General features: G+C 42.4%; 20 protein-coding genes. 18 read left to right on the forward strand and 2 right to left on the reverse strand.

The window, feature by feature from the left end; genetic code table 11:
* Positions 1–73 precede the first annotated feature (73 nt).
* The 5 genes from EI164_RS06575 (at position 74) to EI164_RS06595 (ending at position 5,404) form a co-directional block, all read left to right on the forward strand.
* The gene (locus EI164_RS06575) at positions 74–730 is read left to right on the forward strand and encodes a hypothetical protein (protein WP_192519187.1); all 657 of its coding nucleotides are present in this window, start codon (positions 74–76) and stop codon (positions 728–730) included.
* A gap of 29 nt (positions 731–759) precedes the next feature.
* A complete protein-coding gene (locus tag EI164_RS06580) occupies positions 760–1,821 on the forward strand; it encodes a DUF6708 domain-containing protein (RefSeq protein WP_192519188.1) in 1,062 nt (353 codons plus the stop codon).
* A 106-nt stretch (positions 1,822–1,927) separates the two neighbouring features.
* Positions 1,928–3,082: a DUF6708 domain-containing protein gene (locus EI164_RS06585; protein ID WP_192519189.1), complete on the forward strand. Its 1,155-nt coding sequence runs from the start codon at positions 1,928–1,930 to the stop codon at positions 3,080–3,082.
* A gap of 204 nt (positions 3,083–3,286) precedes the next feature.
* On the forward strand, positions 3,287–4,432 hold the full coding sequence (locus EI164_RS06590; protein WP_192519190.1) for a DUF6708 domain-containing protein: 1,146 nt from the start codon (positions 3,287–3,289) through the stop codon (positions 4,430–4,432).
* Positions 4,433–4,675: 243 nt separating this feature from the next.
* Positions 4,676–5,404, forward strand: coding sequence for a hypothetical protein (locus EI164_RS06595; RefSeq protein ID WP_192519191.1), 729 nt, complete (start codon positions 4,676–4,678; stop codon positions 5,402–5,404).
* Positions 5,405–5,611: 207 nt separating this feature from the next.
* Here the strand turns inward: EI164_RS06595 and ppc are convergent, their stop codons facing one another.
* Positions 5,612–8,392 (reverse strand): phosphoenolpyruvate carboxylase, encoded by a 2,781-nt coding sequence (gene ppc / locus EI164_RS06600; RefSeq protein ID WP_192519192.1) that lies wholly within the window; start codon positions 8,390–8,392, stop codon positions 5,612–5,614.
* Between the two features lie 369 nt (positions 8,393–8,761).
* Here ppc and EI164_RS06605 point away from each other — a divergent pair, with 369 nt between their 5' ends.
* Entirely contained in the window at positions 8,762–9,049 is a 288-nt protein-coding gene (locus EI164_RS06605; RefSeq protein ID WP_413038448.1) for a LysE family transporter, read from the forward strand.
* A 165-nt stretch (positions 9,050–9,214) separates the two neighbouring features.
* Here EI164_RS06605 and EI164_RS06610 read toward each other — a convergent pair whose 3' ends face one another.
* Positions 9,215–10,231, reverse strand: a complete 1,017-nt coding sequence (locus EI164_RS06610) for a bile acid:sodium symporter family protein (RefSeq protein ID WP_192519193.1) — start codon at positions 10,229–10,231, stop codon at positions 9,215–9,217.
* A gap of 339 nt (positions 10,232–10,570) precedes the next feature.
* On the opposite strand from EI164_RS06610, the gene EI164_RS06615 reads away from it, so the two are divergent.
* From EI164_RS06615 to EI164_RS06670, 12 genes are all read left to right on the forward strand, one after another.
* Entirely contained in the window at positions 10,571–11,362 is a 792-nt protein-coding gene (locus EI164_RS06615) for a putative hydro-lyase (RefSeq protein ID WP_192519194.1), read from the forward strand.
* A gap of 273 nt (positions 11,363–11,635) precedes the next feature.
* Positions 11,636–12,160: an acetyl-CoA carboxylase biotin carboxyl carrier protein gene (gene accB, locus EI164_RS06620; protein ID WP_192519195.1), complete on the forward strand. Its 525-nt coding sequence runs from the start codon at positions 11,636–11,638 to the stop codon at positions 12,158–12,160.
* An 81-nt stretch (positions 12,161–12,241) separates the two neighbouring features.
* Positions 12,242–13,588 (forward strand): acetyl-CoA carboxylase biotin carboxylase subunit, encoded by a 1,347-nt coding sequence (gene accC / locus EI164_RS06625; RefSeq protein ID WP_192519196.1) that lies wholly within the window; start codon positions 12,242–12,244, stop codon positions 13,586–13,588.
* Positions 13,589–13,669: 81 nt separating this feature from the next.
* Positions 13,670–14,323: a 5-oxoprolinase subunit PxpB gene (pxpB, locus tag EI164_RS06630; protein ID WP_192519197.1), complete on the forward strand. Its 654-nt coding sequence runs from the start codon at positions 13,670–13,672 to the stop codon at positions 14,321–14,323.
* Between the two features lie 52 nt (positions 14,324–14,375).
* Positions 14,376–15,299: a biotin-dependent carboxyltransferase family protein gene (locus tag EI164_RS06635; protein WP_192519198.1), complete on the forward strand. Its 924-nt coding sequence runs from the start codon at positions 14,376–14,378 to the stop codon at positions 15,297–15,299.
* The gene (gene pxpA / locus EI164_RS06640) at positions 15,289–16,026 is read left to right on the forward strand and encodes a 5-oxoprolinase subunit PxpA (RefSeq protein ID WP_192519199.1); all 738 of its coding nucleotides are present in this window, start codon (positions 15,289–15,291) and stop codon (positions 16,024–16,026) included. The genes EI164_RS06635 and pxpA overlap by 11 nt, the downstream gene beginning before the upstream one ends.
* Before the next feature lie 49 nt (positions 16,027–16,075).
* Entirely contained in the window at positions 16,076–17,263 is a 1,188-nt protein-coding gene (locus EI164_RS06645) for an NRAMP family divalent metal transporter (protein ID WP_192519200.1), read from the forward strand.
* Between the two features lie 22 nt (positions 17,264–17,285).
* The gene (locus EI164_RS06650) at positions 17,286–17,711 is read left to right on the forward strand and encodes an acetyl-CoA carboxylase biotin carboxyl carrier protein (RefSeq protein WP_192519201.1); all 426 of its coding nucleotides are present in this window, start codon (positions 17,286–17,288) and stop codon (positions 17,709–17,711) included.
* Between the two features lie 472 nt (positions 17,712–18,183).
* Complete coding sequence (locus tag EI164_RS06655) at positions 18,184–18,705, forward strand: hypothetical protein (RefSeq protein ID WP_192519202.1); 522 nt, start codon at positions 18,184–18,186, stop codon at positions 18,703–18,705.
* 65 nt (positions 18,706–18,770) lie between these two features.
* Entirely contained in the window at positions 18,771–19,604 is an 834-nt protein-coding gene (locus EI164_RS06660) for a YHYH protein (RefSeq protein WP_192519203.1), read from the forward strand.
* Positions 19,605–19,666: 62 nt separating this feature from the next.
* Positions 19,667–20,107, forward strand: a complete 441-nt coding sequence (locus EI164_RS06665) for a transposase family protein (RefSeq protein WP_192519204.1) — start codon at positions 19,667–19,669, stop codon at positions 20,105–20,107.
* Complete coding sequence (locus tag EI164_RS06670; RefSeq protein ID WP_192519212.1) at positions 20,104–20,499, forward strand: transposase family protein; 396 nt, start codon at positions 20,104–20,106, stop codon at positions 20,497–20,499. The genes EI164_RS06665 and EI164_RS06670 overlap by 4 nt, the downstream gene beginning before the upstream one ends.
* Positions 20,500–20,577: the final 78 nt, after the last annotated feature.

The following is a 20,577-nucleotide window of genomic DNA, read 5'->3' on the forward strand; positions in this document are numbered from 1 at the left end:
CTGCGTAATCAAAATCTCCCAAGTTTAGTTATACGGATTTGACAGCAGGGGTCAGGATGACCTAAAATTCTATATGGCCACTACCTACAAAGACGGTGGTGATGTACGTGGTATTACTTTAGCCGATGATGGTGTTACTATTACGGGGATGTTTAGCTTGCCGTTTGTTTATTTGAGTGCCAGCGACTATTTGGTTTACCATTTCGAGTTTGTTCGTCGATATATGGAAGGTAATGATAAGCAAATTGAAGAGGTCAAAAATGCTATACGCTATATTCATCCTGTACACAAAAATCGTGAAAATCCGTTAGAATCTTTTCAGAGAACTTTTATCGATTTATTGAATCCATATGATAATCTTGAGTATTCAAAACAAGCTTTTGAGCCAGATATCGGTACAGCAGCTATTTTAATTCCTACATGGCTACGTTACCTGGGACGCTTACTATCTATCAACACTAGCATCACCCCTAAGTTTAGCCCTGAGATTGAAGCTGAATGTCAGATAGATCCTAACGATCCGTATGACTTAAACAAAAACTTACCCGAAGGCAATATTGAAGCTGCCAATCAGCCAGTTTGGAAAAAGCTAGTATTTAGTTTCGCGCTTATTTTATTCGGTATCATCATGTTGTTCGTTTTTGCATTTTTTGTTGACATGATAGGGGCGATCAAGGGGTATGACACAGGGTTGGCCTATAAACTACTGTATTTGTTTCATTTAGTGTGATCGCTTAAATAAAAACAAGAAGGCTGTGAATGCAACTACGCGACGACTTTGCTACTCATATTAGCGAGCTTCATAATCCTATTGACCGTCCTTATAGCAAAGAGATCGATCAGAAGTTGTTTGAGGAAGTAGAAGACGTTGAACATCTTAATCAAGAAATTCATGATGTTAATCCTGATTACTTAACATTCCTACCAGCGTACTTTTGGGTATTTTATTTTGCGATTGGCTGGGTTTATTTTTCTGTTTTTATGTTTTGTGTTATGAGTCTGATAGTAGTAGGAGATAAAGATTTATTGAATTCCGATTTTATGGTTTGGTTTTTAATAGTTGGGGTTTTCATGTTTATACCAGCATGTACACCTTTAATTCTACTTCTCTATCAATTCATCAGAAAGTACTTCATTCGCACCCAATACTACTTTTTAAAAAAAGAACAGAAAATAGCTTATTACTACCGTCCACTCATGAAGTTTAGGCAGCCCTATGAGCTGAAAATAGTAGACTACAAAGACGTCCATCCAGACCTTCATCAAGATCCGTACAATCGAGCCTACACACCGCTTAATCTATATGTTGCAGATCCTAATACAGGTGACATCACCCATCATCTCAAGCTAGAAGATTATAGAGTCAACCCACGCGTACAATGGGCATTTATCCGCACTTATATGGAAAGCACTGCAGATGAGTTGCCAGTAGACGCTCAGTTCTGTGAGGCTTATCCAGCTGACACAAGCAAATCGCTATTTGCCTGTGCTGATATTATCTATCGCAAAAACGGCATACTACCTAGCAATCATTCTGGTGGTGACCAGATCATGGTATTTATAATAGGCTCAATAATCGCTTTGGGTAATTTATTTCAGGCCAATCATTATCAATGTACCAAGCGAGCTATATTACATCCTGAAGTCAGTAAGCTGCTCACTTGGGATGGACAAGACAATCCCTATCCGATACAACCTATAACTGATGAAGCCAAATTAGCCTTTGAAGGCAGCAATTGGGAAGTTAATGTCAGATGGGTATGTATCATACTGATTAATGCTAGTCTATTTGCTTGGGCGGTAGTGGCTTATAATAGTTGAGTTTGACAATAGAGGTGTTTAGACAATGGTGCTATCAATAAAAATAATAATAAACAAGCCATCTAGACGCATGGCGATGCTTTAATAAAGACGGCGGAGTAAAACGATGATCGACATGATAGGACGCGGAAAAAACGGAACCTACGACACCTTAGGTAAAGCCTATAAAGTAGATAATGTACAACATGAGCTGCGCCCATATCAGAAGCTTGACTATCCGCTACGTCCGCAGCGTACTGTCGTACAGTTTAATAGCACCTATATGGAGCTGGTAGACATGTGGGACTTTATCCGTGGCGAGATTGTCTGGAGTCAATTATTTCTTTCTTTAGTAGCAATTTTTATACTGGGGACTTCTAGCTACATATTTTATTTAGAAATAAACAAAAATGGGTTTACTTTTTTTATTTTATTTTTATGCTTGATGGTTGCTATCTTATTTGGATTTATTTATGGACTATTAAGACGTCTTAGCCGAGAACTGTTTACCTACACCTATTTCCCCATTCGTTTTAATCGTAAAGAGGGCAAAGTCTATGTCATTGGTGCCAATAAAGAAGTAGAAACCTATGACTGGGGTAGTCTAAAGATACAAATACAGACCGATGCCAATGCACCTTGGGATATCCGCTGCTGCGATGTGGATGACAAGGGCATTATCCAACGCACTTTTAGTCTGCCTTTTCGTTATCTTGATATAGATGAGGCACTATACGGTCATTTTGAGTTTGTTAATCGCTATATGTCTGCCAAAGATGATAGCGAACTCGCTGAGGTAGCCAGTAGTATCCGTCATATTTTCCCCGTCCATCAGCGTAAAGAAACCTTTAAGGAAAGTGTACAGCGTACTTTATTTGATTATCACTATCGGTTTATGGATATAGAGTACCCAGAGAAGTCCATAAGACTGGATTGGTTATTTGCTATAAATATTCCTTTTTGGTTTTTAAAGCTATTGGGACGTCGTTTAGCGGTATTAACGTCTAGCACGCCGCATTTTCCTTTTGAGATAGAAGCCCAATGTGATGTAGATCCCAACGATAAATTTGACTTAAATAAAAACCCGCCGATACCAGCGCTCATGGAGCCTGCTACCTTGTTAGAAAAAGTGTTTTATGTCGTTATGATGGTAGTTGCAACGCTAGCCTCCTTATCGATACTCGCCATTATTATTGATATCATCGGTGCCGCGCGACCACATGGAGATTACCCAAGTTTCTTTAAAATACTGTGGGATTGGCTGTTGTTTCGGTGGATTTAGACTGGATTTTTAGTTGCAATGTCTAAAGTATAAACTTCTGATGATGTAGGCAAAAATATATATTTATAATGACTATCGCTTGAATTTCGGAAATGCCATAGACAAAGCAGCCAATGGTGCCATCAATAAAAACAATAATAAACAAGACATCAACGAGTATGAAAATACTTTAAAAAGGTGGCGGAATAAAAGGTAATTGATTTAATGAAACGCAGAAAAAAAAGAACATCCGATGACACTTTAGGCAAAGCAGGTAAGACAGGTAACTCAAAACATGAGCGAAATCCATACCAGAGACCTGACTATCCGCCACGCCCCGAACGTCCTATCGTACAGTTTAATAGCACCTACATGGAGCTGGTAGATATGTGGGACTTTATCCGTGGCGATGTGGTTTGGAGCCACTTAATCATTTCTTTAGTAGCGATTTTTGGTATAGGTGTTGTGGGCTATAGTATGCTCTTTGAGTTTAATAAAAATGGGCTTAGCATCGATTTCCTGTTTTATATCGTGGCAAATATTGCATTGTTTGGGCTTATTTATGCATTGATAAGACGCCTTAGCCGAGAGCTGTTTTCTTACACTTACTTTCCCGTTCGCTTTAATCGTAAAGAGGGCAAAGTCTATGTCATGGGTACCAATAAAAAGGTAGAGGCCTATGACTGGGCGAGTCTAAAAGTACAAATGCAGATCTCCACCAACACACCGAGAGATATCCGCCACTGCGACGGAGACGATAAAGGTATTATTCAGCAGATTTTTAGTTTACCGATTCATTATCTTGATGTAGATGAGGCCTTATACGGTCATTTTGAGTTTGTTAATCGTTATATGTCTGCTACAAATGATAGCGAGCTCGCTGAAGTAGCCAGTAGCATTGATCACATACTTCCTATCCATCAGCGTAAAGAGACCTTTAAAGAAAGCATGCAGCGTTCCTTATTTGATTATTATTATCGATTTATGAATGTTGAGTACCCAAAGACATCCGTAAGGTTTGTTTCGTTATTTGTCGTAAATATACCTTTTTGGTTTTTAAAGCTATGGGGACGTCGCCTTTCTATATTCACCTCAACCACCCCGCATTTCTCCGCTGAGATAGAGAACGAGTGTGAGGTAGGTCTCAACGATAAATTTGACTTAAATAAAAACCCGCCGATACCAGAACTCATGAAGCCTGCTACCTTATTAGAAAGAGCACTCTATTTTGCGATGATAGTAGTCGCAATGCTGGCCTCCTTATCAATTCTAGCCATTATGATTGATATCATTATTGAAGTTTTACCGCATAGTGATTATCCAAGCTTCTTTAAAATCCTGTGGGATTGGCTGTTGTTTCGGTGGATTTAAATATTTGAAGACAGCCTTTAGCTTAAATAATTAAGTAGTGCGTTGAAGAAGCGCCAATGGTAAAGCCGTAAAATTTAGGACAATGAATAATGAGTGGATATGTTGTAGACATGGAAGGGCGGTTTCGACTGACCAAGAAACCACCATTTTTCTGTCACATCTATAGATATTAACTTGAGAGGTTTTAGTCCATTTACCGTTTACTGTTCAGATTGAGGACACGCCCTAACTAAGGAAGAATAAATGAGCAATACAAACAACGTCTGGCTGGCAGGCTTTAAGCTAACGTCTGTCAATTTTTACGATATCTATCCTGCTAATAGTAAAAAATATGACTTTCCTAAGCATTGGAAAGTACTTCAACGTATAGAAAAAACAGCTGACCCTAAGTTATTAGAAATAAAAAAGGTGTTTAAAGAAGAAATGTTGGAGCTGTCTAACGCTAGCAGTGGTTTTTCTAAGACCAATCACTTACCAGACAGCTTGTGGGTAGAGAGTAGTGACACTAAGCTACCGCCATCGTCTGAATATATTTTCAAGGTAAGAAGTAGTGGCGTTGTGCTTACCCAAGCCTGTGCCGAGCTGCTACAGCAGTTTCGCTTAGGGGAGAGTACGCTCACGCCAGTACAAATCTACGACCTTGAAACCCAGCAGCTGTGTAGTGAGGAAACCTTTTATTTTCTTAATCTATGTGAAAGACGAGAATATATTCAATACCCGCACCCTCAGGTGAACGAGTCATTTTCCTCTTATGCTAGTTCTAGCTTTGATGGTAAGCAAAGATACGCAACCAGTATACCTATCAAAGACAAACAACTATTAGTTAGTAAGTCAGCACTAAACTGCGAGCTAGATCTATGGCACGACCCCTTGTTGATGAGTTATGTATTTGTGTCCGATGCACTACATGATGCCTTGGTACAAGCGAATATGGACGGCCAATGGAATATGGTGTCTTGTCAGTTGGTTTAAATAAGATGGCTCGATAATTCCGTTTAGTGTCAGTACGATATCGAATATCTTGGTTGATATGCTTATTCCTAGTATTACTGGCGCGTGTCTTCAATTCACTCGAATGGGCTATTTATTTTGACGTTTATTAAAATCTGGTGAAAAAAATGAGGCTCCGCTCACGGAACCTCAATTGGTATAAATGTTTTATTTGTCCTACAGATGCTCTTAACCTGTATTGCGTAAGCCCGCTGCCAGCGCATTGATACTACGGATCAATGGATCTTCTACATTAAGGTCGCCATGTTCCGTATGGTTAGGGGTGCCCTGTTGTCTGGCACGTTTTAACAGCTCAATCTGTATATAGTTAATCGGGTCTAGATAAGCATCTCGCCACTGAAGGGATGCCGCTAAGTTTTCTTGGCTAGACAATAAAGAGTCTTGCTCAAGCAGCGAGTTTAGACCTGAGTTGGTCAGTGCGTATTCGTCCGTGACCGCTGTCATAATCTGTTTGCGCAGCGGCTCATCATCACACAACTGGCTGTAGGCCTCGGCAATATTCATATTGGCTTTGGTAAAGGCCATCTCAATATTACTCATAAACACACTAAAGAACGGCCATTTAGTACTCATTTCTTTCATCAACGCTTCGTCTTTTTTGACGCTATCTAGCGCACTACCGACACCATACCAAGCAGGTAGGGTAAAGCGTGCTAATGACCAACCAAACACCCAAGGAATCGCTCGCAACGTGGTCTTACTTGGTAGGCCTTTTTTGCGATGGGCAGGACGTGAGCCAATATTCAATAAAGAAATTTCTTGTACTGGCGTGACCTCGGAATAGAATTTATAAAACCCTTCGGTGTGATCGGTCAGCTCACGATAACGTTGCTCACCCGCATCTGCTAAGCGTGCAAACAGTGCCTCATAATCTGGTAACTCAGTAGGCTGCACCACAAACCTTGACGAGCAGGCTTTGAGTGTACCTGTGATACCCATGGTGAGCTCGAACACAGCGGTGTCGGTATTGGCGTACTTGGCATATAACACTTCACCTTGTTCGGTCACTTTAACTTGACCGTGCAGGGTGCCCGCAGGTTGGGCAGCAATTGCTTTGTGCGTTGAGCCACCACCACGGCTCACAGAACCACCGCGACCATGGAACAGTCGTGTTTTGATGCCATATTTTTCGGCAATATCGTTAATAGTTTGCTGTGCGCTATAAAGCTGCCATGCCGAGGTGATGATGCCGCCATCTTTCGATGAGTCTGAGTAACCTAGCATGATCTCTTGCGTGTTATCGGTGTTCTGTAGCAGTCCACGGTACAGTGGATTGTCTAACACGGCAGGTAGTATTTGGTCGATGTTTTTAAGATCTTCGATGGTTTCAAACAAGGGTGCGACGGGTAGGTCAGCAGACAGTTGACCATCAGCGTCAACGGTACACAAGCCTGCAAAGCGCATTAATAGCAAGACTTCTAGCAGTTGACTGGCATTATTGGTCATTGAGATGACATAACTACCAAAGGTGTCTGGTCCGACCAATTTACGTAATGTCGCCACAGAGTTCATCAGCGCTAACTGTTCGCGTGTTTTGTCACCCAGATTGTCGGTATAGATAAGCGGTGTGCCGGGCTTTTCGAGCAAGCGTGTGAGCCACTCTTGGCGTTCTAGCTCATTGAGCGTTTGATAATCAGGCAGGTTAGAAGCACTGGCAAAGATATCGGCAATCACTTCGCTATGGTAAAACGACTCTTGACGGATATCGAGTGCCGCCAAATGAAAGCCGCAAGTTTTGACCAAACGAATCACATCAAGCAATAAGCCTTCTGCATGCGCGGTATCGTGCGTGTTTGCGCTTTGACGAATAATGCGCAGGTCTTCTAGTAATTCTTGTGGATTGCGGTACGCGTCTTTTTCGGCCTCGATATCTGTGCCTTGGCTTTGGATGCGGCGATGAGTGGCTTTGACTTTAGTCAGAATGATAGAGAGCAATCGACGATAAGGCTCATTACTGTAATCGTCGGGATTGTAATCAAAGACTCGCTTATCGAGTTCGCCATAGCTCTCAATTTTGGCATAGACCTCAGGTTGGATGGTCACAATCGTATCACTGTGGATCAGCTGGCGACGCAGCTTTTTGATCAATACTTGATAGTGACGCAGTACGGTATCAGCATGCATCAATACGGCACGTTCTGTGGTTTCAAAAGTCACAAATGGGTTGCCATCTCTATCACCACCGATCCAAGAGCCGAAGCTGATGAATGCTGGCAACGGATAGTCGGTCAGTTCTGGATAGATATCGGTAATGGCTTTTTTAATATTACGATAAACCTTAGGAATGGCACTAAATAAACTGGCATTAAAATAATGCAGTCCGTTATTGATTTCATCATAGACCAGAGGTTTGCGGGTACGTACTTCATCAGATGACCACAGCAAATCAATGGTTTGAGCGGTTTGCTCTTTTGCTTGCTCATAGGCAAAGCTGTTTTTGTCTAGATTGTTTAGTGCATCACTATGAGTAAAAAGGCTTTGTAGTATGTTCATCGTCGTACGGCGACGCGCTTCGGTAGGATGCGCGGTAAACACAGGCATGAATTTTAACTGATCAATCAGCTCTTGCATTTGCGCAGGTTCAATATTGCGCTCACGACACTCAAGTAGCGTACGGCGAAACGAGCCTTCCCAGCTGTGCTCTGATTGGAGACGTTGGGCTTGGCGTTGTTCACGTAAATAGTTCTCTTCGCTTAGATTAGCAAGGAAAAAATAGATAGAAAAGCCACGTATGACGTTCTTTAAGGCTTGATTGTCCAAAGAAGCAATAAAGTCGATGAGCTGTTGTTTGTTTGCTTCATTAGGCTCACGGCGTTGTCTAATAAAGCCTTTACGCAGTGTTTCGATAGTTTGCACGGTTTGCTCGCCTGATTCGCGCGAAATGGCGTCACCTAAAAATGAGCCCAACAAGCTAATACGTTCACGTAATACATTGTTATCTAGCGTCATAATTGACCTTTTCCTTAAGTTGGTAAGTGTGCTTTATAAATCCATTGTCATTGGTGCTACTGGTTGTTGATCTTAATGATATAGCCAGTGAGCTCCTCAGTTATTGCTAAGTTGCTGTTAAATCACTGTGAAGTCACTTTCAATTCACCACGGTGTTATCCTCACTTGAAGTATCACATCTATCTACACTCGGCTGCCTTGTATGCGTTTTAGGGGGCTTTGATTATGGTCGCCGTTGACTGTGATACTGAGCGCTTAAATAACTTAACACAATAATGAACCTCCGCAAACCTATCAAACCGTAACAATTAAATATCCTATTGACATCTATTTGGAATACGACATAGTGTTTTTTACCCAAAATTGATATTGAGTCTGACCAGTCCAAAAGGCATTTCATTTTTTCTATCGTTCTTTGTACATCTCGTAGAGCCAAGCTATGCGTATCCTTTAATGTCATTTTTGATACTGGCTATCATTTTACAAATGATCAGCTTGAGCTACGAGAATGTGATGGTGTTGGCAGGCCAAAGACTGTCCAGTAAATTTAAAAGATACCCAATGGGTATCGTTGTGAGTACGACACTAGTAGGCTGTTTGTTTATTGGTTTTGCAAGCAATCTGTGGCTTGCTGTCGTGCAGGAGTGTGTGTATTAATAAGTTGATACATTCAGTGAATAACTAAACCGCTACAGCGTTACTCTTTTTAGAGGCACTACTTTAGAAGCCCTACTTATAAAATGTTTGGATTAATGATGTTAGGTTATCAACATAATCTAACATCATTCTTTGACTGCTATTTAACAAGCATCAGTCTCAGTATCAACCCTTTTCACCAGTTTTAATCAGTGCGACTGTTTCATCATTATCAATAACAGCAGATGATTTTGCTTGTTTGCGCTTATCCCACCAAGCAAAGAGGTTTGCCAATACAGAGCCAGAGACAGAATGCCAGATACAAGCGACGGCTGCCGCGATGGCAGATTCGGCATTACCTGGGAAAAACTTGGTACTCAAGCCAGTTGCCAGCCCTGCATTTTGTACACCGACCTCAATAGATATGGTGCGTTTTTTGGGCTTATTCATACCGAATAATGCACCTGAGTAGTAGCCCAATACGTAACCGACGGCATTGTGTACTGCAATGGCCAAAATGACGACCAGTCCTGATTGTAAAAACTGACTGCCAAATACAGCTGCAACGCCACCAACGATCGCGGCAAAAGCCAATACAGCAACGCCTGGCATAACGGCACGCACATCTTTAAACCAATGCTTGTTGTGAAATAAAATATTTAGTATGGAGCCGATAGCAACAGGTAGTAGGGTTACCAGTAGCATGAAGCGGAACATGCCCCAACCATCCATTTCGACTGATTGACCCACTAAATAATTTAACCAAAGGGGCGTCACTAAAGGTGCAATGATGGTTGATACAGTGGTCATACCCACTGAAAAAGCCACATCGCCTTTAGCCAGGTAGCTCATGATATTTGAAGAGACACCGCCTGGACAAGTGCCGACCAATACCAGTCCTAATGTTAAGCCAGGTGAGAGGTCAAATAGACGAGCCACGCCAATTGCCAATATCGGCATAATGGTATATTGGATGATAGAACCAATAAAGATATCTAATGGGCGTTTGGCCAATATTTTGTAATCTTCTTTGCCAAGCGTCATGCCCATCGCAAGCATGATAACGCCTAGTACAATAACTTGGGTATCACCTGTTACCCAAGAAAAAGTCGCGGGTTCTATAAATGTCACTGCTGCTGCCAACACAATGACCAATGCAGTAAACCGACTTAACTGTTGGCTAATCTTCCCTAAAAATTGCATTTATAAATCCTTCTAGGCCGAAAAAATAATCAATTATAAGTTTAAAACCACTGTATTTCCAACAGGTTTGGCCATTTTTTAGCGAACAATAAGTTGCCTTTATGGCAACTTTAAATGCGGTTTTGAGTTTGGATTCACGTTATGGCCGTATTATTATATTCATATAAATACATATTATTGATGTGAAAAGAATAGCTTGCCATCACACGCTATATCGAGAAAAATCTGTCTTGTTATTATAAAAATCTTCTGTTAAGTTAAATAAGGATTTCATGGTTACAACGTATGGATCATAAATTTTTATCTGCCAAAAGTAATAAAACGTAAGAGGCTGAAACAATGCTGGATTTAGCAGATATGACACCGAAAGAGGTCAGAGCACTAATCGGTCAGAACGAAATCAACAAGCCGACTTCTGGCATGTGCAAAGGTCACATACAAGCAAATCTAGTCATAGTACCCAAGAAATTGGCCTATGATTTTTTATTGTTTGCACAAAGAAACCCAAAATCTTGTCCTATTTTAGATGTGACAGATATTGGCAGTTCGGAACCACGTTTAATGGCGAAGGGCGCAGATTTGAAGACTGATGTCCCAAAGTATCGAATATATGAGTTTGGCGAACTAGTAGCTGAGGTCTCAGACCTAACAGACTATTGGAGAGACGATTTGGTCTGCTTTTTGTTAGGATGTAGCTTTTCCTTTGAGTCTGCCATGCTCAATGCCTCGATTCCTATCAGGCACATCGAAGACAATCATAATGTGCCCATGTATATTACCGACATAGAAACTGAACCTGCAGGACAGTTTTATGGAAAGATGGTAGTCAGCATGCGGCCGATACCTTATTCATTAATCACACGAGCAGTACAAGCCACTTCTCGATTCCCTCAAGTACACGGAGCGCCTATCCATATTGGAGACCCTAGTGTCATCGGTATCACAGACATTAACGCTCCTGACTTTGGTGATGCCTCCCTCATAAAAGAAGGGGAGGTACCTGTATTTTGGGCCTGCGGTGTCACGCCTCAAAGCATTGCAATGACCAGTAAGCCAGAACTGATGATCACGCATGCTCCAGGGCATATGTTTATCTGCGACCCAAAAGATGAAGACCTAGCTGTCTTATAGATTTACCAATCGCAGCTAGGCATTTGTAGCCGAAGCATGTACAGATAACAACCAACATATCGAAATTATGTCAAATCAACCATATAACCAAGCCATAGCAATATAGGCACAAGGTAGTGGTGTGCAAGCCATACAACTATATGGTGAGCGAGGTTAGTGGCGTAGCGATTTTTAGGGCATGTCAAAGTCCGCTAGCAGCTTTTGAACATCAGTTGAACATCAGCAGTCTTTTAACATCACTGTTAACTTTTACTCTAATGGAATACCAGTAATATGAATATAAATTTTATGGATCTAGAAAAGCTGATCAAAATCGCCGAATGCTCTGATATACATTCGCTAGAAGTGATTGATGGTGATGCGCGTATCTCTATCGTTTGTCAGGTCAATAGTAATGAAAACAGTAATCCTATTGGCAATACTGCCCACTCGAAAACTGCTCACTCAGACCCACAAACAGCACCATCCTATAATAACATTGCTAATAATAGCAGTGCAGACAATCAATCTATTGATGAAACGGTGACCACAGAGGTCGCCAATTCTTCTAGCGCTTCATGCCAAGTGTTGGCGCCTATGCTCGGTACTTTTTATCTTCGCCCTGAGCCGTCAGCTGAGGCATTCTTTAAGGTAGGTGATCAGGTAGCAGCAGGGCAGACCCTATGCATCATTGAGGCCATGAAGATGATGCATGAGGTAAAGGCAGAAGCTGATGGTACGGTTCAAGAGATTCTGATCGATGAAGGTGATGTCGTAGAATATGCACAGCCCTTATTTATTATAGCGTCAGGCAGCTAAAGCTGCTCAATAAAGCCAATCGATATGGTATAGACGCTGCACCAACACTGTATTTGACACTATATTTTTAAGGGAATAAACATGTTCACAAAAATCTTAATTGCCAATCGTGGCGAGATTGCACTACGTATTATCCGAGCTTGTAAGCAGCTAGGTATCCAATCTGTCATTGCTCACTCTGAGTCTGATAAAGACTCGTTACCCGTACGCCTAGCTGATGAAGCAGTATGCATCGGACCTGCCAATGCTACCCACAGCTATCTGAATCAAAGAGCGCTGGTTTCTGCGGCAAAAATCACCAATGCGCAGGCCATCCACCCAGGCTATGGTTTTTTGTCAGAAAACGCAGACTTTGCCGCTTTGGTTGAAGACTCAGGTCTCGTGTTTATTGGTCCAACGGCTGACAATATCAGAAACATGGGCGACAAGGTTGAAGCCAAAAAACAAATGACCATGGCTGGCGTGCCCTGTGTACCGGGTTCTGATGGCGCCTTGCCTACTGATTCAGAACAAGTTATCAAAATGGCCAGTGACGTTGGTTATCCAGTCATTATTAAGGCCGCAAGTGGCGGCGGCGGGCGTGGTATGCGCGTGGTCGAAAAAGAAGCCGATTTACTCTCTGCTATCTCTATGACGCAAACAGAGGCCAAAGCCAATTTTGGTAGCGATATCGTGTATCTTGAAAAATACTTACAAGCACCTCGCCATGTCGAGGTACAAGTCATGTCTGATACCCACGGTAATGCGATTTATTTAGGTGAGCGTGATTGCTCGATGCAGCGTCGTCATCAAAAAGTTATTGAAGAAGCCCCAGCACCCGGTATTACCGAAGAACAGCGCTGCACAATTGGTCAAGCCTGTGTCACCGCTTGCGAGCAAATGCAGTATAGAGGCGCAGGTACGTTTGAGTTTTTATACGAAAATGGCGAGTTCTTCTTTATCGAAATGAATACTCGTGTTCAGGTTGAGCACACCATTACTGAGATGGTGACGGGTGTCGATATTGTGCAAGAACAAATTAGAGTGGCGGCAGGACTCGCGTTGGCATACAAACAAAATGACATCGCCATTACCGGACACGCTTTTGAGTGTCGTATCAATGCTGAAAACGCGCAGACATTTTTGCCAAATGCTGGGCGCATAGACTACTGCCACATGCCAGCAGGGTTTGGTATCAGAGTAGACAGTCATGCTGAATCGAACTACACCGTACCGCCATCTTATGACAGCTTGATTGCCAAGATATGTGTACAAGATCGTTCAAGAGAAAAAGCGATAGAAAAAATGCGTGCGGCCTTATCAGAAGCGCAAATCACGGGTATTGATACCAATATTGGTCTGCATCAACGTTTGTTTGAAGATGAGGTGTTTTGTCAGGGTCAAATGAGCATTCATTATCTAGAAGAGTGGATACAAGACAATATATAAATCCAGTCTTGCCCGCAAAAATGAAAAACTAATCTGACATTAGCGTCAGAATAAAGATAACAGATAATGGAGCCCATACTGATGGAACTACAATGGCACATATGCAGTGAAACCAATCTAGCGTTGTTTTTTCCTAAACCAACCACCTTAGAAAAACAACAAAAATGCTGGGCTTTAGCAGACAGCATCCAGAAAATGCCAGAAGTCATCGAAGTGGTGATTGGCATGAATACGCTCAGTGTATTCACCGTGCCATTAACTTGGGCTGAGCTGACTGCTTTTAGAGATAAGCTGACAGAACTGCTCAATGACATCCCTTCAAAAACCATCCAAGGTAAGCACGTCGAGATACCAGTGCATTACGGTGGAAAATATGGCCCCGATCTAGCGGCCATGGCGAATGACTTAAACCTCTCAGTTGAAGCCGTCATCGATCTACATACTAAAGCCACTTATACCGTTTACTTTATCGGTTTTCAGCCAGGATTTCCTTATCTTGGCGGTTTGTCTGAGTCCTTATACTTCCCAAGGCATGCTGTACCTAGAACCCAAGTGCCCGCAGGCTCAGTGGGTATCGGCGGCGAGCAGACAGGGGTGTACCCTTTTGAGTCTCCGGGCGGCTGGCAGTTACTAGGCCAGACGGATACTGCTTTATTTGATTTAACCAAGACCTCTCCGACGTTGCTTAACGCAGGCGATACTTTGACATTTAAAGCGATTGATATTCATCAATAAGCGATAAATAAAAGATGCATGAATCAAATAGACAAATAAACAGGTGGTATCAATGAAAATTTTAACCGCAAGTGCCCTTGCCAGTATTCAAGATTCGGGACGACTGGGTTACCGCAGCATGGGCGTGGGTAGAAATGGCGTGATGGATAGCTGGGCGCTACAAGCCGGCAATGCTTTGATGAAAAATGAGGCAAACGAACCTGCTATTGAAATAGCGCTCGGTGAGCTAACCATAGAGTTTGAAGAAAACGTCAGTTTTTGCTTAACAGGTGCTTTGTACGAGGCGTATTTAGACGACAAGCGTATTCCTTGCTATTGGCGTATCAATGCGACAGCTGGGCAGACGCTCAAACTTTTGCGTCCGCTACAAGGTATGTATACCTATTTATGTGTGCACGGTGGCTTCGATATTGAGCCAGTATTACAGTCGGTTAGCACCAATCTCAAAGCAGGCTTTGGCGGATTTGAAGGCAGATACCTAAAAGCAGATGACAGCTTAACGGTAAAGACTGAATCCAGTCTTCCTGTGATTGGGGTGGCCCGTCTTGCCCCAACCGAGGTTATTCAAGTGATAAAAAGCAGTGAATATGACTGCTTCACTGAGTCGTCTAAACAAGCGTTTGAGACCCAGCCATGGAAACTACAAACCAGTAGTAACCGTATGGGTTATCGCCTTGAGGGATCGACAGCGCTTGAATTTAGTCAGCCAGTAGAAATGAGCTCACATGGCGTTGATATGGGTATGATTCAGGTACCACCACAAGGCCAACCGATTGTACTAATGGCAGATGGGCAAACGACGGGGGGCTACCCTAAAATTGCAACCGTCATCAATGCTGACATAGGTCTGATGGCACAAATTAGATTTGGCAAAACCTGTCAGTTCGTCGTTGTGTCATTAGAGCAAGCGTTAAAGGAACAGCAAAACAGACAACACTATATCGATCAAATAAAGGAGTATGCCAATGAAAATTGATTTAAATGCCGATGTAGCTGAAGGCTGCGGGCAAGACGATAAATTACTAACGATAGTCAGCTCAGCGAATGTCTGCTGCGGTCTTCACGCAGGTTCTTATAGCGAGATGCTAGCCACGTTGCAATTGGCAAAAGCAAACAACGTGAGCGTAGGCGCACATCCTGGTCTAAACGATAGAGAAAACTTTGGCCGTATTCATGAGCCGTTAAGCGAAGCCGATTATCGTGCTTTATTGGTGTATCAATTGGGTGCAACCAAAGCGCTCTGTGACTTGGTTGGTGTGTCATTAGACTACGTAAAACCGCACGGAGCATTGTACAACCAAGCCGCCATCGATGAAAGTTTATCAGATATTCTAGTGAGCGAAATCAAACGATTTGATCCAAGCCTAAAAGTCATGGGCTTGTCTGGTGGTTATTTAGTGAAAGCGGCTAAGAAGCATGGTTTAGAAGCCATATCAGAAGTGTTTGCCGATAGAAACTATGAAAAAGACGGCTCGCTGGTCTCCCGCACTAAAGACAACGCCCTGATAACCGATACAGGTGATGCGGTTAAGCATGTGTTGCAGATGATCACTGAAGGGACAGTCACCAGTGTTTGTGGTCAGACCGTACCAGTAGAAGCGCAAAGCATCTGCCTACATGGCGATGGTGAGCATGCTATTTTATTTGCACAAGAAATAAAGAAACAGTTAGAGCTCAAAGGCATCACTATCTCTGCCAAATAAATATCCGCCCCCTAATAATTAAACAATCCCATACAGAGCAAGGATATTTATGAGTACTCTCAAAAAACACAATACCGCCATTTTAGGCGCTGCTTTTCTGATGGCCACATCAGCAGTAGGACCAGGGTTTTTGACCCAAACTGCCACATTCACCGAAAGCCTCATGGCAAGTTTCGGTTTTGTTATCTTAATATCTATTATCATGGACATTGGTGTTCAGCTGAACGTTTGGCGCATCGTTGCTGTCTCTAAAAAACGTGCACAAGAAATCGCCAATTTGGTGTTTCCTGGTGTCGGTTACTTGCTCGCTTTCTTGATCATTGCGGGTGGTCTTGCTTTCAACATTGGTAATATTGGCGGTGCTGGACTTGGTATGCAGTCCATGTTCAATATATCACCCATTACGGGTGCGCTAATCAGTGGTGTGATTGCGGTCGCTATCTTTTTGGGCCGCGAAACAGGCCCTATGATGGATAAATTTGCTCAGTTAATGGGCTTTATCCTGATTGTGTTGATTATTTATGTGGTGTTTAAATCTGATCCACCATTGGCAGAAGCCGCCAGTAAGACCATTATGCCAGATAAGATTGATGCTGTTGCTATTGTCACGCTAGTAGGTGGTACAGTTGGGGGTTACATTACTTTCTCAGGCGCGCATCGTCTATTAGAAGCCGGTGTCAGCGGAGAAGAGAACTTGAGCTCCGTAACCAGAAGTTCTGTATCTGGTATATTAATTGCTTCTGTAATCCGCGTATTTTTATTCCTTGCCGTGTTAGGTGTGGTATCTCAAGGCTTTGCATTAGATCCTGCCAACCCAGCCATGTCGCCGTTTCAATATATTCTAGGAAATGTGGGTAAAGTTATTTTTGGTATGGTGATTTGGGCAGCTTCTGTGACTTCGGTGATTGGTGCTGCTTATACCTCAGTGTCGTTCATGACCAACTTTCATCCATTCATTGAAACTTATAAACGCTACTTCATTATTGGTTTCATCGTTATCTCGACGTTGGTGTTTGCCACTATCGGTAAACCCGCTCAAGTATTGGTATTGGTCGGTACGTTAAATGGTTTGGTATTGCCTATCGCTATGGTCATCATTCTGATTGCCGCCTACAGAAAAAATATCGTTGGCAACTATAAGCATCCGATTTGGATTGCGGTATTTGGTTGGTTAATCGCCATCGTGATGAGTATCCTAAGTGTCATGACCATTGCTAAATATCTGGGCATGAGTTAAAAATTAAGATAAGGAATGTATTATGGATATAAAGCAAGTAGAACGTGTGGTCAAACTGGTTGAAAGCAGTCAGCTGCACGAAGTCACGATTGCAGACAATGGGCAGTCTATTAAGGTGGTTAACAGTTTAGGCGAGCAAAGTAATGTGAGTGCTAGTCCTATAGAGGCCACGCCTACTCATGAGACCGAGCAGACTGGTAGTGACGTCTTGCAAGTAGGTGCCACTTACGTAGGGCAGGTTTACTTAAGTGAAGACGATGCAACAGACAACTTGGTCAAAGAAGGCGATCATATTCAAAAAGGTCAAACCATTTGCTTCATTGATGAGTTGACCCGTTTGCAGCCAGTGATTAGTAATAAAGAAGGTGTTGTCACGGCAGTTTTGGTTGAAAGTGGCCAAAACGTTGAATACGGACAGCCTATCTTCGAGCTAAAGACTGTGTTTTAGCCTGCCATAAAGGCTCTGCTACTTATAGCAAGAAAAATCCTGGACAAACAAAGAGAGTCACTAGTGCTATTAACCATCGCGCTAGTGGCTTTTTTTAGGGCATGTCTTCATTTCAAAAATGGTGATAAAAATTTTGCAGGGCTTGCTATTTACAGGGCTTATTATTTGCAGTACGCATTAATATTACAGTAGGCTTTTATTTGATTAACGCTACTTATGCCTGACACTACCGTTACTTTTCTTTAAATTCCAAAATTGCAAAAGTCATTATAATGGCTCATGGTTTAAGGCGTGTCCCAGCTCAATCGACCGTTATCGAGATGGGTTGAAAACGGCTATATTTTGCCAGCCAGTCATATCAGAAGATTTAGAAGCATCTTGATTTATAACTGTTCTACAGTCGCTAGTGTTCATGGTTATAGCCATGGTTCAATATATTAATCAGATCTAATCAATCAAAAGGAAAGTTGCTATGTTTGCTCATACCCAATCTTTGACTGTTATTAAGCGCCTATCTTTACTGACCTTATTAACCGCCTCTTCTTATGCCTTTGCGCTCGATGTTAATTTTGTGGATAGTAAGTGGGATGGTGAGACGGTTCCTGAAGGGCAGCAGTGTCAAAAATTTGATGGCGTCAACCCAGGCACGCCCAAGCTGCTTGTGTCTGATATCCCAGCAAGATCAGACAGCGTGGTATTAGTCTATAGCGACCGTGATTCAAAAAAGATGAATAATGGTGGTCATGGCATCATGAGTTATACCTTGGTAAAAGGTACAACGACGGCCCAGTTGCCGACTGTCTCTGGACACACTTACGAGCTACCAACAGGATTTGAGATGATTGCAGAACATCGCGGTGCAGGTTGGGATAAGGAAGGGGCTTATATGCCACCTTGCTCTGGTGGTAATGGTCATGAATATTATGTCACGGTTCAAACATATGAAGGCAACACCGTCACTGCCGAAACCGTATTAGAATTGGGCAAGTTTTAATAAGTGCGTCGATATTTATCATAAAATCATCTGTATCAAAATTTTGTACAAATAGGAGACCATTCATGCAGATTTCTACTGCCAAATTTGGCTTAAACTGCCTAGCCCTAGCTTTTATATCGAGCGGGTTATTTGCTTGTAGTAGTGAGGTATCGGTACAGCCATCTCATTTTTTGAGTGATGGTTTGGTTGAGCCTATCAGTAAAGTGTCATGTTCATTATCAGATGGCACGACAGGTGAGTGCTATAAAATCGTTACCGAAAACAAGCCGAGCGATGTCGGTATGGGGCCATGGTGTCCGACTAATATTGCCGATGATGCCTCAAAAGGTGGTATTTGGCTAGAAGATGGCGAGGTCCATGATGTCGATGGTGAGTTCGTTAAAAACTTAGCAGAGTTTTATGGCGATAGTAATTGGAATATGTACAACAAGACCACTGGCGAGATTATAAAAACCTCAACACTTGAAGACTGTGTGGCCGCAGCTGATCCAAGAGTAGGTGACGAATACCGTAATTACTGTGTTGAGTGCTTGCCAGAATATGTAGAAGATTTGACCGATACTTTTTATATTCCGGTGACGCCAAAAGCTGCTGCCAGTATCACTAAGTTTGGTGGTCCAGGCCCACAGTCTAGAGGTCCGTCAGTACGCGGTATTGCCTTTAATGGCGTGCGTTTTGATGCCCCAGCACCTGTTAGCAATATCCTAGCGGCTTATACGCTTGCACCATTTGACGATGCTGGTGGTCATATTAACTCGCATGAAGGTTATCATTATCATGCAGCTACTGGTTTGACGACCAAAATTACTCAAGACGATGGTCATGCACCAATGATTGGTTATGCGCTGGATGGCTATGCTATCTATGCCAATACTGATGCAGATGGCAACGAATAGACCTCTTGCAAAAGTAGCAAAGGGAATTAAAATAAGAAGACACTCATAACTTTTTAGGAACCATGCCAAACATAGATAAGCTACTCAAACAAAGTGACGCTAGTTTTAAACGCTATACAGGCATTCATAAAGCCACCTTTTATGACATGCTTGAGGCCATGCAAAAGCATGAAGCATCTAAAACCAAATCAGGCAGACCAAGCGTGCTCAGTCTTAAAGCACAAATACTATTAGCCCTGACTTATTGGCGTGAATACCGCACGCTTTATCATATCAGTATGGACTTTGGTATTCATGAATCTTCTGCTAGCCGTATCATCCGTAAAGTAGAAGACATCCTGATTGACTCTGGCAAGTTTGAATTGCCCAAAAAGCTCCCTAGTCGCGTCGATGATGACATCAATTGGAGCGTCGTCATTGTTGATGCGACCGAAACCCCAATTGAGCGTCCAAAAAAAACCAAAGAGACTACTACAGCGGTAAGAAAAAACAACACACCTTGAAAGCGCAGGTTATCGTTCATTGGCAAACAGGGTTGATACTTGATGTGCAAACCTGCAAAGGGTCAATCCACGATTTTAAGCTCTATAAAGATACTTGTCCTGATTGGCTTCCTGACAATGCTAAATTACTAGCAGATAGTGGTTATCAGGGTATAGCAAAGCTGCATAAGCAAACCTTCACCCCTTTTAAAAAGCCACGTGGTGGTCAGTTACTGGAGATATGCAAACAGGCCAATCACTATCTGTCAAAATTCCGTATTGTGGTTGAGCACAAAATAGGCTTAATCAAGTTGTTCAAAATCGTGGCTCATAAATATCGTAACCGTCGTCAGCGCTATGATCTTAGAATGAAGCTGTTTGCTGGTATCATTAATTTCGAGCTAAACCTATGACTTTTGCAAGAGGTCTAATATACTGACCTTGATGAGGCTCGCGGGCATTATGATGAGGTGAGAGGCTATCATTACCAC

It is taken from the genome of Psychrobacter sp. FME13 (genome assembly GCF_014861395.1).
Lineage (GTDB): Bacteria > Pseudomonadota > Gammaproteobacteria > Pseudomonadales > Moraxellaceae > Psychrobacter.

Bases quoted from the DNA above. Each gene is read 5' to 3' on its own strand.
- EI164_RS06575 (WP_192519187.1), top strand. From the start codon at position 74: ATGGCCACTACCTACAAAGACGGTGGTGATGTACGTGGTATTACTTTA.
- EI164_RS06580 (WP_192519188.1), top strand. From the start codon at position 760: ATGCAACTACGCGACGACTTTGCTACTCATATTAGCGAGCTTCATAAT.
- EI164_RS06585 (WP_192519189.1), top strand. From the start codon at position 1,928: ATGATCGACATGATAGGACGCGGAAAAAACGGAACCTACGACACCTTA.
- EI164_RS06590 (WP_192519190.1), top strand. From the start codon at position 3,287: ATGAAACGCAGAAAAAAAAGAACATCCGATGACACTTTAGGCAAAGCA.
- EI164_RS06595 (WP_192519191.1), top strand. From the start codon at position 4,676: ATGAGCAATACAAACAACGTCTGGCTGGCAGGCTTTAAGCTAACGTCT.
- ppc (WP_192519192.1), bottom strand. From the start codon at position 8,392: ATGACGCTAGATAACAATGTATTACGTGAACGTATTAGCTTGTTGGGC.
- EI164_RS06610 (WP_192519193.1), bottom strand. From the start codon at position 10,231: ATGCAATTTTTAGGGAAGATTAGCCAACAGTTAAGTCGGTTTACTGCA.
- EI164_RS06615 (WP_192519194.1), top strand. From the start codon at position 10,571: ATGCTGGATTTAGCAGATATGACACCGAAAGAGGTCAGAGCACTAATC.
- accB (WP_192519195.1), top strand. From the start codon at position 11,636: ATGAATATAAATTTTATGGATCTAGAAAAGCTGATCAAAATCGCCGAA.
- accC (WP_192519196.1), top strand. From the start codon at position 12,242: ATGTTCACAAAAATCTTAATTGCCAATCGTGGCGAGATTGCACTACGT.
- pxpB (WP_192519197.1), top strand. From the start codon at position 13,670: ATGGAACTACAATGGCACATATGCAGTGAAACCAATCTAGCGTTGTTT.
- EI164_RS06635 (WP_192519198.1), top strand. From the start codon at position 14,376: ATGAAAATTTTAACCGCAAGTGCCCTTGCCAGTATTCAAGATTCGGGA.
- pxpA (WP_192519199.1), top strand. From the start codon at position 15,289: ATGAAAATTGATTTAAATGCCGATGTAGCTGAAGGCTGCGGGCAAGAC.
- EI164_RS06645 (WP_192519200.1), top strand. From the start codon at position 16,076: ATGAGTACTCTCAAAAAACACAATACCGCCATTTTAGGCGCTGCTTTT.
- EI164_RS06650 (WP_192519201.1), top strand. From the start codon at position 17,286: ATGGATATAAAGCAAGTAGAACGTGTGGTCAAACTGGTTGAAAGCAGT.
- EI164_RS06655 (WP_192519202.1), top strand. From the start codon at position 18,184: ATGTTTGCTCATACCCAATCTTTGACTGTTATTAAGCGCCTATCTTTA.
- EI164_RS06660 (WP_192519203.1), top strand. From the start codon at position 18,771: ATGCAGATTTCTACTGCCAAATTTGGCTTAAACTGCCTAGCCCTAGCT.
- EI164_RS06665 (WP_192519204.1), top strand. From the start codon at position 19,667: ATGCCAAACATAGATAAGCTACTCAAACAAAGTGACGCTAGTTTTAAA.